The organism is Burkholderia sp. USMB20, assembly GCF_000949135.2.
Classification (GTDB): domain Bacteria; phylum Pseudomonadota; class Gammaproteobacteria; order Burkholderiales; family Burkholderiaceae; genus Burkholderia.
Genome location: NZ_JTAN02000019.1, coordinates 469,282 through 484,482, shown reverse-complemented (window position 1 = coordinate 484,482; position 15,201 = coordinate 469,282). Strand labels below are relative to the sequence as shown.

The 15,201-nt window shown below is 65.4% G+C and carries 14 protein-coding genes; 2 read left to right on the top strand and 12 right to left on the bottom strand.

Annotated features, from left to right (window positions below):
* Window positions 1–869 precede the first annotated feature (869 nt).
* Complete coding sequence (locus PL79_RS26720) at window positions 870–1,472, top strand: hypothetical protein (RefSeq protein ID WP_044846932.1); 603 nt, start codon at window positions 870–872, stop codon at window positions 1,470–1,472.
* 210 nt (window positions 1,473–1,682) lie between these two features.
* Here PL79_RS26720 and PL79_RS26715 read toward each other — a convergent pair whose 3' ends face one another.
* From PL79_RS26715 to PL79_RS26660, 11 genes are all read right to left on the bottom strand, one after another.
* Window positions 1,683–2,024 (bottom strand): cytochrome C oxidase subunit IV family protein, encoded by a 342-nt coding sequence (locus PL79_RS26715; protein WP_044846931.1) that lies wholly within the window; start codon window positions 2,022–2,024, stop codon window positions 1,683–1,685.
* Between the two features lie 8 nt (window positions 2,025–2,032).
* Entirely contained in the window at window positions 2,033–2,740 is a 708-nt protein-coding gene (locus PL79_RS26710; RefSeq protein ID WP_044846930.1) for a heme-copper oxidase subunit III family protein, read from the bottom strand.
* Window positions 2,737–3,351 (bottom strand): cytochrome c oxidase subunit 3, encoded by a 615-nt coding sequence (locus PL79_RS26705; protein WP_044846929.1) that lies wholly within the window; start codon window positions 3,349–3,351, stop codon window positions 2,737–2,739. Before PL79_RS26705 ends, PL79_RS26710 begins: the two co-directional genes overlap by 4 nt.
* On the bottom strand, window positions 3,348–5,108 hold the full coding sequence (ctaD, locus tag PL79_RS26700; RefSeq protein WP_044846928.1) for a cytochrome c oxidase subunit I: 1,761 nt from the start codon (window positions 5,106–5,108) through the stop codon (window positions 3,348–3,350). Before ctaD ends, PL79_RS26705 begins: the two co-directional genes overlap by 4 nt.
* A gap of 13 nt (window positions 5,109–5,121) precedes the next feature.
* A complete protein-coding gene (locus PL79_RS26695) occupies window positions 5,122–6,276 on the bottom strand; it encodes a c-type cytochrome (protein WP_044846927.1) in 1,155 nt (384 codons plus the stop codon).
* A gap of 316 nt (window positions 6,277–6,592) precedes the next feature.
* The gene (locus PL79_RS26690; RefSeq protein WP_044846926.1) at window positions 6,593–7,105 is read right to left on the bottom strand and encodes a hypothetical protein; all 513 of its coding nucleotides are present in this window, start codon (window positions 7,103–7,105) and stop codon (window positions 6,593–6,595) included.
* A gap of 384 nt (window positions 7,106–7,489) precedes the next feature.
* The gene (locus PL79_RS26685; RefSeq protein ID WP_044846925.1) at window positions 7,490–7,999 is read right to left on the bottom strand and encodes a hypothetical protein; all 510 of its coding nucleotides are present in this window, start codon (window positions 7,997–7,999) and stop codon (window positions 7,490–7,492) included.
* Between the two features lie 382 nt (window positions 8,000–8,381).
* Window positions 8,382–9,770 carry an MFS transporter gene (locus PL79_RS26675; protein WP_044846924.1) on the bottom strand — a complete coding sequence of 463 codons (1,389 nt, stop codon included), beginning with the start codon at window positions 9,768–9,770 and terminating at the stop codon, window positions 8,382–8,384.
* Window positions 9,771–9,871: 101 nt separating this feature from the next.
* Window positions 9,872–11,050, bottom strand: a complete 1,179-nt coding sequence (locus PL79_RS26670; RefSeq protein WP_044846923.1) for a CaiB/BaiF CoA transferase family protein — start codon at window positions 11,048–11,050, stop codon at window positions 9,872–9,874.
* 14 nt (window positions 11,051–11,064) lie between these two features.
* Entirely contained in the window at window positions 11,065–12,222 is a 1,158-nt protein-coding gene (locus PL79_RS26665) for an acyl-CoA dehydrogenase family protein (RefSeq protein ID WP_044846922.1), read from the bottom strand.
* Between the two features lie 31 nt (window positions 12,223–12,253).
* On the bottom strand, window positions 12,254–13,111 hold the full coding sequence (locus tag PL79_RS26660; RefSeq protein WP_044846921.1) for an FAS1-like dehydratase domain-containing protein: 858 nt from the start codon (window positions 13,109–13,111) through the stop codon (window positions 12,254–12,256).
* A gap of 128 nt (window positions 13,112–13,239) precedes the next feature.
* Here PL79_RS26660 and PL79_RS26655 point away from each other — a divergent pair, with 128 nt between their 5' ends.
* A complete protein-coding gene (locus PL79_RS26655) occupies window positions 13,240–14,190 on the top strand; it encodes a LysR substrate-binding domain-containing protein (protein ID WP_044846920.1) in 951 nt (316 codons plus the stop codon).
* An 18-nt stretch (window positions 14,191–14,208) separates the two neighbouring features.
* On the opposite strand, the gene PL79_RS26650 is transcribed toward PL79_RS26655, so the two are convergent.
* Window positions 14,209–15,141, bottom strand: a complete 933-nt coding sequence (locus tag PL79_RS26650) for a LysR family transcriptional regulator (RefSeq protein ID WP_044846919.1) — start codon at window positions 15,139–15,141, stop codon at window positions 14,209–14,211.
* Window positions 15,142–15,201: the final 60 nt, after the last annotated feature.

Below are 15,201 nucleotides of genomic sequence, written 5' to 3'. Positions count from 1 at the left end.
CTTCGATTTATTGCGGAACCATACCCTAAAAAATTCGGGCCATCCGATTTTGGTCATGTCGACCCGGTCGGTGTCTCCGCCGTTACTGCCGGTTTGACGCTCAGCCCCGCCAGACGGCGTAATGCGAAGGAAGCGACGGGAGATCTCTCGGCAAACTGCGCAGATTTTCAGGCACTGACCGGTGCATCAACGCCCGCTGCCGTTGGCGTTTCGTCTGAGAAAATCAATGCTCGACAATATCCAGAATGACCGACAATTTACCTATTCAACATATGAAAGTTTCGCAATATGCACTCCGAACTGCGACCCCTTTACTATTTACCGCTCAAATGTAAAAAGACGTGACCCGTCAATCAGTGCCTGAATCCAGGTCAGAACAATTCCGCATACTCCGTATCAGCAGAAATTGCGCCCGGTCCGACCCTTCTCTCGGCGCATTCAGCGCTCGTTACGTCCTTTGCATTTCGTAACAACTCGGGTTGATTCGTCAGGGCTCGCTGTTTTAAATTTTGCCCGTCGCCCAGCAGCATCCGGCAGTCGGGCGACCTTTCAATCTGCAAGTCACGCATGCCGGATACCCGGATGGCCAGCCATCCGACACTACAAGTCTGCACGCCGTGCGGGCTTGATCAAGTGGTCGAACTCGCGATGGGTGTCGGTTCGACTGCATTCAGCCCGTTGCGACCAGACGCACCGGAATGGGCTCACCACGTTGTTCATGTCATGCCGAACTGGAGCCAGCTTGATAGCGGAATCCATGATCGAATTTTGATGTTTGCGTCGCAATCCTAAATGTGTATCGACGGAATTCGCCCAGATTCACGACGGTACAACTTAACTTTGCGCACCGCGCCGATAAAGGACAGAAAATGGAATTCGTACGAATGGGAATCGTCTATGTTCATCTCATTGCCTGCTGTGTCGCGATTGGTCTCGTGCTGACCAGCGACATTGCGATGGTCAGGCAACTGCTGGATACCGACGCGCCTACCGATCCTGCCCAGGTTCACCTGGCCAGCCTGCAGCGCACCGTCACGTTGGCGCTGACGATTCTCTGGATCACCGGCATCGCGATCATTGCGTTCGACATGCGGACCCAGGGTCTCCGGTATCTCGGCAATCCCAAGCTGCAGGCCAAGATCGGCATCGTCGCGTTGCTGACCTTCAACGGTATCGCGCTGCACTCCGCGGTCCTGCCGGCATTGCGGAAAGCGGGATCCTTGCTGAAGCTTTCGTTCGAACGGCGCATGGTTGCCATTTTCGCGGGCGTGATTTCCGCCGTCTCGTGGTTCTATGCTGCAATGCTTGGCGTCGGGCGCCCGTTGAGCTGGAAGTATTCCCTGCTCCAGATCCTGGCCGCTTACCCGGCACTGATCGCCGGTGGCATCGCGACCATGTTGTTCATCACGGCAGTGGCGAAATCCAGGACGTCCGTGGAACGACGCAATACCGAAAAGGTGGCGGCCTACTGATCGCCGCCCTCCAGGGGGATGCGCGCTGCTCGCGGCAGTGCGCATCCTCTCGTCACACATGCCTGCGTGCTGGCCAGCGTCCAATTCCAAACGTTCGGCTGCATGCGGGCACGCGCCAGGCGCGCGTTGTCCCCATCCCCCTCCTCGAGCTGAGCCGGATCGTACGTGATCCGAAGCGTTCGTCGCCGGAAGAACGAACCGGCGACGCGATCAATGAAAGAAGAGCGCCCGCATGCCGAACGTGTGATGCGCTTCGGCCGCCATCAGCACCATGAGCACCAGCAGGCACAGCGGCGGTATCAGGATCGCGTACACCAGCGCCAGCCGCTCCCACATCATGTGCATGAAGATCGACACGATCAGTCCGGCCTTGGCGATCATGAGCACGACGATCAGCACCCAGCGCACCACGCCTTGCACCTTGAAGTAGTCGACCAGGTACGACAACGTACTCAGGACGAACAGCAGGCCCCAGATTTTCAGGTAGATGCCGATCGGGTGCTGCTGGCCGTGCGCGGCGTCGGGTCGATCGGCGGGATCGGTGTGGTCCATGGCCTGCCTCACCACAAATAGAACAGCGCGAAGATGAACACCCACACCAGGTCGACGAAGTGCCAGTACAGGCCGGCGATCTCGACGATCTGGAAGTTGCCGTGCTCGGTGAATCCCGGCTGCAGGATCTTGCGTGCGATCAGCAGCAGGTAGATCACGCCGCAGGTCACGTGAAAACCGTGGAACCCCGTGATCATGAAGAAGCATGCGCCGAACTGCGTGGCGCCCAGCGGGTTGCCCCACGGGCGGATGCCTTCATGGACGATCAGCTTGGTCCATTCGAAGGCCTGCATCGACACGAAGGTCACGCCGAGCAGCGCGGTCGCCAGCAACAACGCGGCGGCGCGCCGGGCATTGCGCCGATAGCCGAAATTCACGGCCATCGCCATGGTGCCGCTGCTGGTGATCAGCGTGAACGTCATGATCGCGATCAGCAGCAAGGGCACCTCGACGCCGGCCACGGTGAGCCCGAACACCTTGGACGGGTCGGGCCACGGCGCCGTGGTCGACATGCGCACCGACATGTAGCCGATCAGGAAGCTGCTGAACACGAAGGTGTCCGACAGCAGGAAGATCCACATCATCGCCTTGCCCCACGGCACCTTGAAGGCTTCGCGGTCGGCCGACCAGTCCGTGACGATGCCGCGCCAGCCGTCGGGCCCGGCGTCGGCGGGCGGGGTGGTGGCGGATTCGGGCGGGAGCGGGGGCGAGGTCATGGCGCGGCTCCATACAGCGGTCCGCAGATGGCGGCGACAACCGCGGGGGTGAGCCACCACATTGCCGCCAGCAGCACGAGCCAGACCGCCAGCAGGAAATGCCAGTAGAGCGCGCACAGCGAAATGGCGCGCTGAGCGCGGAACGGATCCATACGCCGCCGCTGCGCGATCGTCACGGCCCAGGCTGCCAGCCCGCCCAGCACGTGCAGTCCGTGCAGGCCGGTGAGCAGGTAGAGGAAGCTGTTGGAAGGATTGGCGACGACGGTTTGCCCGGCCGCCGACAGCATGCGCCAGGCGATCAGTTGCCCGATCACGAACGCGGCGGCCAGCACGCCGCCGCCCACCAGCCACGCCAGGCGATGCCCAGTCAGCTGCCGGGCACGCTGCATGGCGACGCTGGCCAGCGCGAGCGCGCCGGTGTTCCACCACAGCAGCGCCGGATGCGGGATCGGCTGCCAGTCGGGCTCGCGCATGCGCATGCCGTAGGCGAGCAGCAGCAATGAAAACAAGGCCGTTGCCACGGCCATGAACACGATCAGGCCGACGCGGCTCGCATTCGGCAAGACGGGCGGCGGCGTGTCGGGAACGAAGGGGCGCGGCAGCGTGGTCATTTGCGTGCCTCGCCGGGTTGAACCGTCGGGCGGGCCGGTTCCGGCTCCGGCGCGGTTGCAGGCGGCTGGTTTTGCGGGACGAAGTCTTCCGCTTGTCCCGGCGGGCTGTATTCGTACGCCCAACGGTAGACGACCGGCAGCGCGGCGCCCCAGTTGCCGTGCACCGGCGGCGTTTGCGGCGTCTGCCATTCCAGCGTGGTGGCCCGCCACGGATTGCCGTCGGCACGCTTGCCGCGTACGAGGCTCCACGCCAGGTTGTACAGGAACAGCAACTGTCCGACCCCCACGATCAGCGCGGCGACGGTGATGAACGTGTTGAGCGTCTGCGCCGAATGCGGAATGAAGCTGTAGCCCTCGTACGCGTAATACCGCCGCGGCATGCCGAGGATGCCGAGATAGTGCATCGGGAAGTAGATCGCGTACGTGCCGAGGAAGGTGATCCAGAAGTGCGCGCGCCCGAGCCTGTCGTCGAGCATGCGGCCCGTCACCTTCGGATACCAGTGGTAGAGGCCGCCGAACACCACCAGGATCGGCGACACGGCCATCACCATATGGAAGTGCGCGACCACGAAGTACGTGTTCGACAGCGGAATGTCCACGCTCACGTTGCCGAGGTAGAGCCCGGTCAGCCCGCCCAGCACGAAGGTGCTGATGAAGCCGATGGCAAACAGCATCGGCACGGTCAGGTGGATATCGCCGCGCCACAGCGTCAGCACCCAGTTGTAGACCTTGAGGGCGGTCGGGATGGCGATGATGAGCGTGGTGGTGGCAAAGAAGAAACCGAAGTACGGATCCATGCCGGCGACGAACATGTGGTGCGCCCAGACCACGAAGCTCAGTGCGCCGATGACGACGATGGCCCACACCATCATCCGGTAGCCGAAGATGCTCTTGCGCGCGTGGGTGCTGATGAGGTCCGACGCGATGCCGAAGGCCGGCAGTGCGACGATGTAGACCTCCGGATGCCCGAAGAACCAGAACAGGTGCTGGAACAGCAGCGGGCTGCCGCCGGCGTGCTTGAGCGACTGTCCCATCGACACCACGGCCGGTATGAAGAAACTGGTGCCGAGCGTCCGGTCGAGCAGCATCATCACGGCCGACACGAACAGCGCCGGAAACGCCAGCAGCGCCATGATGGTCGCGATGAAGATGCCCCACACCGTGAGCGGCATGCGCATCAGCGTCATGCCGCGCGTGCGCGCCTGCAGCGTGGTGGTGACGTAGTTCAGGCCGCCCATGGTTGCCGCGACGATGAAGATCGCCAGCGACACGAGCATCAGCACGATGCCCCATTCGACGCCCGGCGTGCCGGGCAGGATCGCCTGGGGCGGATACAGCGTCCAGCCCGCGCCGGTCGGCCCGCCCGGCACGAAGAAGCTCGCCACCAGCACCAGCACGGCCAGCAGGTAGACCCAGAAGCTCAGCATGTTGAGAAACGGGAAAACCATGTCGCGCGCGCCCAGCATCAGCGGGATCAGGTAGTTGCCGAAGCCGCCGAGGAACAGCGCGGTCAGCAGGTAGATCACCATGATCATCCCGTGCATGGTGACGAACTGGTAATAGTGGTTGGCGTCGATGAAGCTGAACTTGCCGGGAAAGCCGAGCTGCAACCGCATCAGGTCCGACAGGACGAGGCCGACCAGGCCGATGGCGATGGCCGTCAGCGCATACTGCACGGCGATGACCTTGTGGTCCTGGCTCCAGACATAGCGCGTCCAGAAGCTTTTCGGGGTGTGGTCGAGGTGCGCGTAGGGCATTGCGTCTGCTCCGCTAGGGCTGGCGGTTGGCCGTGCTGCCGGCAGCCGGGCCGCCTTGCGATTCGATGTAGGTCACCAGCGCGGTCAGCTCCTGATCGCTCAGGTCGAAATGCGGCATGATGGGCGAATAGCCCTTCACGACGCGGGCCGCCGGATCGCGGATGAAGGCGCGCAGATAGGCGTCGTCCACCTTCGCGGTGCTGCCGTCGGCCATCGTTTCGGTCTTGCCGTACAGGCCCTTCCAGGTCGGACCCACGCGCGGGCTGCCGTCCACGGTATGGCAGGCGAGACAGCCCTTGGCCGCGGCGAGCGCCTTGCCCTGGTCGGCAAGCGCCTGCGCGCTGCCGCCTGGCGTTGCCGCCGCGGCCTGAACCTTGGCCTGCTGCCGCTGCGCGAAGGTGGTCTGCTGCGCGAGCCAGCGCGAGAACGAGGCTTCGTCTTCCACGACCACCACGCCGCGCATGCTGGCGTGCCCGATCCCGCAGAGCTGCGCGCACAGGATGTCGTAACGTCCCGCCTTGGTCGGCGTGAACCAGAAGGTCGTCACCATGCCGGGCACCATGTTCATGCGCGCACGGAACGGCGGTACATAGAAGTCGTGCAGCACGTCGAGCGATCGTGTCAGGACCTGGACCGGCCGGTTCAGCGGCAGGTGGACCTCGGGCGTCTCGATCAGGTAGTTGTCGCGGCCGTTGGGGTCGGCGGGGTTCAGGCCGAAGGGATTGTCGCTGCCGATATAGCGCACATCCGTCGTGCCCAGCTTGCCGCCGGGGCCGGCGAAGCGGAAGCGCCATTGCCATTGCCGGCCGAGCACCTCCATCTGCAGCACGTTGCGCGGCGGCCGGATGTAGTCCGCATAGACGAACAGACCGGGGGCCAGCAACGCCGCGACGCCGACGGCGGTCAGGCCGATCAGCCACCATTCGAGCCGCCTGTTGTGCGGCTCGTAGGCCGCGCGATGCCCGCCGCGGTGGCGGTAGCGCATCAGCGCGATCGCGATGAACAGGTTGATGGCGATGAAGAACGCGCCGGTGATGACGAGCGTGATCGTCAGCATGTCGTCCATGCGCACCCAGTTCGACGCGATCGGCGTGATCCACCAGGGACTGGCAAAGTGAAACCCCACCGCCAACGCGATGATCACGATCAGGGCAATCGCAAGCACCATGGGCCGCCTCGCCGCGCGTCACTCGCCGGAGCCGCCAACCGGCGCTCCGGGCATCGTCGTGCCGCCTTGCCGAATTTCGTACGATTGTTTGCCGGCAATCCACCAGGACCGATTCGCCGGGCGGCGTCGGCGGCTCTAAAGAAAAAGGTAGTCTGCTGCCTTGCATCGTGCAAGGCAGCGCAAGAGGAAGGAGGGAAGCACCCCATACCCGCGTCGCACCACGGACGGCACCACCGGCCGCGACGACAAGCAAAACGGCCGCCTCCGGCTTGGCTTGTCGAGGCAGCCGTCGCGCGCGGCGCGAAGCACCGGCATGTCAGTGCATCGCGTTCTGCTTGCGCCGTTCGAGCATGCCGTAGACGACGGCGGTGACCACGCCGAACAGCAGGTTGGCCAGCAACGGTCCGGATCCCCGCTCCGAGATGAACCACGGGAACACGGCGGTCATCACGTAGAAGTTCCATACGTACGCGACGATCCCGAAAGCCAGCCCGATAACGGCCTCCATGCCGACGCTCGAATCGAAGCGGAACGGCGCCATGATCGCGGCGAGGATCATCCCCATGATGGCGCCGAGCACATAGTGCAACAGCAGTGCCATTCCCACGATGCTGAAGCTGAACACCGACATCTGTTCGAGTGCGCCACGGCCCATCACCATCGCCGCGATCTTGTGAGTCGGCTGCCACGGACTTTCATCGAGCACCATGGTCGACCAGAAGAATTCGAGCACGATCACCAGGGCGCCGCCCGCAAGCCCGGCCACGGCCGCGGCGAGCCAGTCCGGCATGCGCCGTTGCCAATGGTGCGATTGAATGTGCAGTTCCATACGACCTCCTTGCTGACGGTTCGCGCGTCGAAAATACGTCGGCTATTCGATTCAGAATGGCAGATATGGGGGGCAACGCAAGGTGCAAAAACCCTGCGCGTCGCATGGCAGTACGGTGTTCTGTTCAGGATCGGCGTGCGGCGGGCGTCGGCGGCGCGACACGGGAACGGAGGCCGTGACGTTGCGCGGTCACGGGCATCTCACCGGATGCAACGCCAAAAGGGCAGGGGCCGTCATGGAATCGTCCTCGTGCCGGCGTGTCGGAGTAAATTAAGTACACCGACAAATCTTATGAATGGAAGAATGCCGATTTTGCCCTTGCCTGCTGCCGACCCGCTCGATGCGGGTGCGGCCCCACGCGCCGTGCATGCCGGTTTCCTCGTGTCAGGGAAAAACCGGTGACGTAGGCTCGCCGCCCTCCAGGTCCGCCTTCGGAAAATGCTGGGCGATCATCTGCTCGATTTCCTGCTCCCGCAATGCCGGCACGTCGGCCATGATCAGAATCTGGCCTTCCTTGATCGCCTCCCGAAATCGCTCGAGTCGCGCGTTCGGCTCGGCGATGCCGATCATCCCGGCCGTCCACGCCCCGAAGCCCGCACCCGCCACCGTCAATGCGACGACGGCGCCGCCCGCGATCACGAGCTCGGCAGGCGGGTAGACGAGCGCGACGAGGCCGATGAGCGCGCCCGTTGCGCCGCCGAGCGCGACGCCGCGCTCGAGCGCGTGCACGACATCGCTGCTTTGCAGCAAGGACGCTTCGGGTAACTCTTCGAGCGTGACACTGTGATCCGCGAGGACATGGATATGGCGCCAGATGATGCGAGCGCGCAGCAAGTCATCCACGATCGCCTTCGCCATCTGCGTGTCGGGTACGAGGAAATAGAGGCGCCTCATGTCGGCCCCCTTTTTTCAGTCGGGAATAGCTTCTATTTTATGTCAGCATCGGCGGCGCGCTACGTGCGTGTATGTGCGGGTATGTGCGCGTATATGCGTCACAGGCACATGGACGGGGCGGACCTTCACGCGCCACGTCGAGCTTGAACCTTCCTGTCTGACGCGCGATTGGCGCGGCGGTGCAGTCGTTCAACATGCGGGTGCGCTTGAAGAAGGCGGCGAACGCGGACATCAGAGGAAATCCACGCGAAACCCTTGTTTGTCCGGGACGTCGCACCGCCGCTCGCCGCTCGCCGCTCGCCGCTCGCCGCTCGCCGCTCGCCGCTCGCCGCTCGCCGCCGGCGCCCGGCAGCGAGCGCCGAATATTCGCCGCCGCCGGCAATCAGGCTTGCCTGACGCCGGAGTGGACCGCGGTGTCCTCCGCGTCCTGCATCCCCGGCGCGACTTCCTCCAGCGCCTGCCCTCCGGTTTCGACGCGCAGCAGCCCGATCGCGACACACAGCACGCCGAGCGTCGCGCTGACCATCGCGATCACGCCCGATACGCCGAACGCCTGGTAAAGCGCCAGGGCCAGCGCAGGCGTGCCGATCGACGACATCCGTCCGCACATCCCCGCGACACCGGTGCCGCGCAGCCGCACTTCGGTCGGGAACAGTTCGGGAATGTAGCCGAACAGCCCGAGCGTCGTAATTGTGTAGATCGCGCTGACGAGACAGAAGCCGACCACGATGATCGCGGTGGTATCGCGAAGCGACACATACAGCCAGCCGAGCGCGATGCTGAGAATCGACGCGATCACGATGCCCTTGGCCCGCCCGATCCGATCCGCGATCAGATAGCCGATCAACCCGCCGACCGGCGAGCCGATCGACATCAGGAACACGAACCCGAGCGACTTGACGACGGACAATCCCTCCGTGACGAAGAACGTCGGCAGCCACGCAATGAAGCCGTAGAGCCCGACGTTCACACCGATCGCGGTCAACGCCGCGACGATCGTCCGGCCCCGCATCCCCTTCGAGAACAGCACGCCGAGCGGCACCTTGCCGACATGCAGGTCGACGGTGCGCCGCACGGGCGGCAGCGTGCCGACCTGCCGGCCGACCTCCTGCTCGATCGCGGCAAGCGTCGCCTCGGCCTCGTCGAGCCGCCCGACCGATTCGAGCCAGCGCGGCGACTCCGGCATCCGTTTGCGCATGAACCAGACGACCAGCGCGCCGACGCCCGCCAGCGCGAACATGTACCGCCAGCCGAGATAAGGAATGATCCAGTACCCCGCGGCCAGCGCCGCGAAGAGCCCGCTGTTGGTGATGATCGCGAGCAGCGACACCCACTTGCCGCGCGTCTCGGGCGGCACGAACTCGGCGAGCGTCCCGGCCGCGACGACCAGTTCCGCGCCCAGCCCGATTCCCATGATGAAACGCAGCACGATCAGCCACGCGATATCGGGCGCGAAACACGCGGCGATCGAAGCCAGCCCGAACACGGCCAGATTGAGCTGATACGAATAGCGCCGCCCGAGCCGATCGCCGACGTAACCCGCGACGAACGCCCCGATCATCATCCCGACGAACGTCGACGACACGAACATCGCGCCATGCCGCAGGTCGGTGAATCCCTCCTTGACCATCGCCGCGACCGAGCCGTTGGCGAGATAGATGTCGAACGCGTCGAGGAACGCGCCACCGGCGATCAGGCCGAGTATCTTCCAGTGAAACCTTGAAATCGGCAGCCGGTCGAGCCGGCCGGCGGCATTGACGGTGTTCGCCATGATGTCTCCAGTCATGTGGCGCTCTCGCGTCCGTGGCCGGACGCGGAGACGCTTCGAAACGTAGGTGGGGGGCGCGCTTCGATCAGCGCGGCAAGGCCCGGTCAGACGGCACCGGATGCGTGCAACGTGTGAATCTGTTCATCGGCATAGCCGAGCTCGCGCAGCACGGCATCGGTATGCTGGCCGAGCGCCGGCACCGGGTCCATGCGCGGATCGTCGCCCGGCGCGACGCCGGGCGGCAGCAGGGCAGGAATCTCGCCGGCCGGTGTGTCGACCCGCGTCCAGCGATGCCGCGCGGCGAGTTGCGCATGCGTCCAGACGCCGTGCATGTCGTTCATCCGCGCGTTCGCGATGCCGGCCTGCTCGAGCCGGTCGATCACGTCGGCGGACGTCAGCGTCGAGAACGCATCGACGATGATGGCCGCGAGCGCGTCGCGATTCGCGACGCGGCGGCTGTTCGACCCGAAGCGCTCGTCGGCCGCCAGCTCGGGCATGCCGATCACGGTCTCGCAAAAGCGCTTCCATTCGCGCTCGTTCTGCAGGCCCAGCATCACGGTGTTGCCGTCGCCGGCCCTGAACGGGCCGTACGGAAAGATCGTCGCGTGCGACGCGCCGGCCTGCCGCGGCGGCGACTGGCCGTCGATCGCGTAGTAGAGCGGATAGCTCATCCACTCGACCATGCTTTCGAGCATCGACACGTCGATGTGCCGGCCGCGCCCGGTGCGCCCGCGCTCGATCAGCGCGGCGAGGATGTTCGTATACGCATACATGCCGGCGGCGATATCGGCGATCGAGCAGCCGGCCTTGGCCGGCTCGCCGTTCGATCCGGTAATGCTCAGGAATCCGGATTCACTTTGAATCAGCAGGTCGTACGCCTTCTTGTCGCGGAACGGCCCGTCGAGCCCGTAGCCGGAAATGTCGCAGACGATCAGCCGCGGATAGCGCTCGCGCAGCGTGTCGTAATCGAGCCCCAGCCGCTGGGTCGCGCCGGGTGCGAGGTTCTGCACGAACACGTCGGCATCCGCGAGCAGCTTGTGCACGACGTCGAGCGCCGCGGGCTGCTTGACGTCGAGCGTGAGGCTTTCCTTCGAGCGGTTGGTCCACACGAAGTGCGACGCGAGTCCCGACACGCGTTCGTCGTAGCCGCGCGCGAAATCGCCGACGCCCGGCCGTTCGACCTTGATCACGCGCGCGCCGAGATCGGCGAGCTGGCGCGTGCAGAACGGCGCGGCGATCGCATGCTCGAACGTGACGACCTTGATGCCTTCCAGTGGGCGCATGCTCGTCACTCCCGTCAGAACGAACGCGGCAGGCCGAGGATGTGCTCGGCGACGTACGACAGGATCAGGTTCGTCGAGATCGGCGCGACCTGGTACAGGCGCGTTTCGCGGAACTTGCGTTCGACGTCGTATTCGCATGCGAAGCCGAAGCCGCCGTGGAACTGCAGGCACGCGTTCGCGGCTTCCCACGACGCATCGGCCGCGAGCAGCTTCGCCATGTTCGCCTGCGCGCCGCACGGCTCGTGCGCGTCGAACCGGCGCGCGGCCTCGAAGCGCATCAGGCTCGCCGCCTCGACGTTGATGAACGAGCGGGCGATCGGAAACTGCACGCCCTGGTTCTGGCCGATCGGGCGGCCGAACACGACACGATCCTTCACGTACTGCGACACCTTGTCGACGAACCAGTAGCCGTCGCCGATGCATTCGGCTGCGATCAGCGTGCGCTCGGCGTTCAGTCCGTCGAGGATGTACTTGAAGCCGCGACCTTCCTCGCCGATCAGGTTCTCCGCGGGAATCTCGAGGTTGTCGAAGAACAGCTCGTTGGTCTCGTGATTCACCATGTTCGGGATCGGGCGCACCGTCATCCCGTTGCCGATCGCGTGATGCAGGTCGACGATGAAGATCGACATCCCTTCCGACTTCTTCTGCACGTCCGACAGCGGCGTGGTGCGCGCGAGCAGGATCATCAGGTCGGAGTGCTGCACGCGCGAGATCCACACCTTCTGGCCGTTGATCACGTAGCGATCGCCCTTGCGTACCGCCGTCGTCTTGATCTTCGTTGTGTCGGTGCCGGTGGTCGGTTCGGTCACGCCCATCGACTGCAGGCGCAGCTCGCCGCTCGCGATCTTCGGCAGATAGCGTTGTTTCTGCTCGGCCGAGCCATGGCGCAGCAGCGTGCCCATGTTGTACATCTGGCCGTGACACGCGCCGGAGTTGCCGCCCGCGCGATTGATTTCCTCCATGATCACCGATGCCTCGGTCAGGCCGAGGCCGGAGCCGCCGTATTCCTGCGGAATCAGCGCGGCGAGCCAGCCGGCTTTCGTCAGCGCGTCGACGAACGCTTCGGGATAACCGCGTTCCTCGTCGATCTTGCGGAAATACTCGGCGGGAAACTCGCCGCACAGGTCGCGAACGGCTTCGCGAATGTCTTGGTACGCGTCGGTAGGATTCATGTTTCGTATCGGGGAATGCTTGGAATGGGCCCTATGCGAGGGTCGCGGTTGCGGACATGGTCAGCCAGCCGTCGTGATCTTTTGCCCAGAGCTCGATGGTCTCGCCGTCGTCGGCGAGGCGGCCGCACACGCTGAAGGTGTTGCCGAGGAAGGTCGGCCGTACCGCGCGATATGCGTATTCGACGATCGTCGCGCCGGGCAGCGAGCGCGTCACGAGGTCGAGCAGCAGCGTCGAGATCAGCGGGCCGTGCACGACGAGGTCCGGATAACCTTCGACGTCGCGCACGTAGGTGCGGTCGTAGTGAATGCGATGGCCGTTGAAGGTCAGCGCGGAATAGCGGAACAGCATGACTTCGTCCGGCGTGATGTCGCGCTGCCATTGCGCGGCGTCGGGCGCGGCCTTCGGCGGGGGCGTGGCGGCGCCGGGCGCGGCCGCGCCGCGATAGACGATGTCGTGTTCCTCGCGGATCGCGACTTCACCCGCGGATTCGATCACGTGCTCGACGGTCACGAAGCCGAGCGTGCCGGTGCGGCCTTCCTTGCGTTCGACGGACAGGATGCGCGACGTGCGCGTCGCGATCGCGCCGATCGTCAGCGGGCGTTCGAACGTCAGCCGGCCGCCGGCCCACATGCGCCGCGGCAGCCCGAGGTCCGGCAGGAAGCCGCCCGTGCGCGGATGGCCGTCCGGGCCGAGCTCGGCCTGCTGCGCGATCGACCAGAAATACAGCCAGTGCCAGGCGGGCAGCAACGCGTCGCCCACGGCGGGAACGACCGGATGGTCTAGCGTGGCCGCGAAGGCGACCGCACGTTCGGCGCTGATCAGGTCGGTCGCGACCTGTTGGACATCGTCGCTGGCATGCGACCGGGGAGCGTTCACTGTCACCTCCATCGCCGGGCGGGCCGGCTGTTCTGACTTGGCATGAAGTGACTTTAGGTGAAGCGCAGGCGCGGCGGAAATACCGTTTGGATGTGCCGGTCATAGGGGTATCCTATGGCTTTCGCATCGAACGAACCGCCATGGACATCCGCCAGCTCCGTTACTTCGTCAGCATCGTGGAATACGGGAGCCTCGGGAAGGCGGCCGAAAAGCTGTTCGTCGCGCAGCCGTCGCTGAGCCAGCAGATCGCGAAGCTCGAGGGCGACATCGGCGTCACGCTGCTGGTGCGCAGCCCGCAGGGCGTGAAGCCGACCGCGGCCGGGCAGGCGCTGTACCGTCACGCGCGGCTCGTGCTCAGGCAGATGGAGCAACTGCGCCAGGAAGTGCGGGAAGGCGCGGGCAGCGAGTCGGGCACGGTCGCGGTGGGTTTCCCGACCACGATGACGTCGATCCTCGCGGTGCCGCTGTTCGAGCGCGTGAGGGCGCGTTATCCGGGCATCCGGCTGCAGTACATCGAGAGCATGAGCGGCTTCATCAACGAGCTGCTGGCGAACGGGCGGCTCGACCTCGCGATCCTGTTCCGCGAATCCAACACGACCGGCATCACCGCGATGCCGCTGTTCGACGAGGTGCTGTATCTGCTCGGCGAGCCGGGCGGCGCGGTGCCGTCGCGCGCGCGAACCTGCCCGCTCGCGTCGCTCGCCGGCGTGCCGCTCGTCGCGCCGGGCGTGCAGAACGGGCTGCGCCTGCTGCTCGAACGCACGTTCGCGCGCGAGGAGGTGCCGCTCAACATCATCGCGGATATCGACTCGCTGCCGACCATGATCTCGCTCGCGCAGTCGGGCCTCGCGTGCACGATCCTGCCGGCGTCCGCGCTGGCGTCGCGCGAGCCGTCCAGCCGGCCGAAGATGCGCCGGATCGTCGAGCCGGAGATCCGCCGGCCCGCGAGCCTGTGCTGGTCGAACACGTCTCCCGTCAATTCCGCCGCGCTCGCCGTGCGGCAAGCGATCGTCGAGCTGATCGGCGAACTGGCCGCAAGCGGCGCGTGGACGGGCATCACGCTGCGCGAGGGCGAATCCGCGCCGTCGTGACGGGCGACCTTCGCGGGTTCAGTCAGCGAGCCAGTGTGCGGACGGCCAGTCGCCGCGTTCGACCGCGGCGCGCATCTCGTCGACGAGCAGCGCGGTAACCGCCCGCACGGCCGCCGCGATCCGGCGCGTATTCGGCAACGCCAGCACGATCGTGCGCTGCAGCCCCGGATCGGACAGCGGCGCCGCGCGCAGCGCATCCCGCGCGATATCTTCCGTGACCGCGATGCTGGGCAGAATCGTGAAGCCGTGCCCGCGCGCGACGAGACTCTTCTGCACGCTCATCGCATTCGTTTCCGCAACGACGTCGAGCGTCGCGCCGGCGCCCGGGCGCGCCTGCTCCAGCATGTTGCGGATGCCGTGCGGCGCGCTCGGCAGGATCATCGGCCATGCGGCGATGTCCGCGAGCGCGAGCGGCCGGTCGGGCGCAAGGTCCGACGAGCGCGGCCCGACGACGCACAGGCTCTCGCCGAGCAGCGGCTGCACCTGGATGGTGGGCGTGGCTTTCGGGTTGTACAGCAGCGTCGCGTCGATTTCCCCGGCTTCGAGCCAGTCGCGCAAATGGCCGGCGTAGCCGACCGACACCCGCAGGCTGACCGACGGATGCCGCGCCTTCACGGCGGTCAGCAGCGGGCTGGCCAGCAGGTCGGCCGTGCTCGGCAGCAGGCCGATCGTCACGATGCCGGAGATCCGCGCGTCCGACGGCTGGATTTCCGCCCGCGCGCGGTCGAGCTCGAGCAGCGCGCGCCGCGCATGCTCGACCAGGATCTCGCCGGATTCCGTCAGTTCCATCCCGTATCGACCGCGCTCGAACAGCGCGATCCCGACGTCCTCCTCCAGCAGCTTCAACTGGCGTGACACGGCGGGCTGCACGATGTGCAGCACGTCGGCTGCCCGCGTGACGCTGCCGGTTTCCGCGACGGCCAGCAGCGCGCGCAATTGCTTGATGTCCATGCCGAATCGTGATCCGTGTATCAGGAAACTCTATTTCTGCGTGAGAGTAATCGCATTTTA

Bases quoted from the DNA above. Each gene is read 5' to 3' on its own strand.
- PL79_RS26710 (WP_044846930.1), bottom strand. From the start codon at position 2,740: ATGACCTCGCCCCCGCTCCCGCCCGAATCCGCCACCACCCCGCCCGCC.
- PL79_RS26650 (WP_044846919.1), bottom strand. From the start codon at position 15,141: ATGGACATCAAGCAATTGCGCGCGCTGCTGGCCGTCGCGGAAACCGGC.
- PL79_RS26675 (WP_044846924.1), bottom strand. From the start codon at position 9,770: ATGGCGAACACCGTCAATGCCGCCGGCCGGCTCGACCGGCTGCCGATT.
- PL79_RS26665 (WP_044846922.1), bottom strand. From the start codon at position 12,222: ATGAATCCTACCGACGCGTACCAAGACATTCGCGAAGCCGTTCGCGAC.
- PL79_RS26715 (WP_044846931.1), bottom strand. From the start codon at position 2,024: ATGGACCACACCGATCCCGCCGATCGACCCGACGCCGCGCACGGCCAG.
- PL79_RS26685 (WP_044846925.1), bottom strand. From the start codon at position 7,999: ATGAGGCGCCTCTATTTCCTCGTACCCGACACGCAGATGGCGAAGGCG.
- PL79_RS26695 (WP_044846927.1), bottom strand. From the start codon at position 6,276: ATGGTGCTTGCGATTGCCCTGATCGTGATCATCGCGTTGGCGGTGGGG.
- PL79_RS26660 (WP_044846921.1), bottom strand. From the start codon at position 13,111: ATGGAGGTGACAGTGAACGCTCCCCGGTCGCATGCCAGCGACGATGTC.
- PL79_RS26690 (WP_044846926.1), bottom strand. From the start codon at position 7,105: ATGGAACTGCACATTCAATCGCACCATTGGCAACGGCGCATGCCGGAC.
- PL79_RS26655 (WP_044846920.1), top strand. From the start codon at position 13,240: ATGGACATCCGCCAGCTCCGTTACTTCGTCAGCATCGTGGAATACGGG.
- ctaD (WP_044846928.1), bottom strand. From the start codon at position 5,108: ATGCCCTACGCGCACCTCGACCACACCCCGAAAAGCTTCTGGACGCGC.
- PL79_RS26705 (WP_044846929.1), bottom strand. From the start codon at position 3,351: ATGACCACGCTGCCGCGCCCCTTCGTTCCCGACACGCCGCCGCCCGTC.
- PL79_RS26670 (WP_044846923.1), bottom strand. From the start codon at position 11,050: ATGCGCCCACTGGAAGGCATCAAGGTCGTCACGTTCGAGCATGCGATC.
- PL79_RS26720 (WP_044846932.1), top strand. From the start codon at position 870: ATGGAATTCGTACGAATGGGAATCGTCTATGTTCATCTCATTGCCTGC.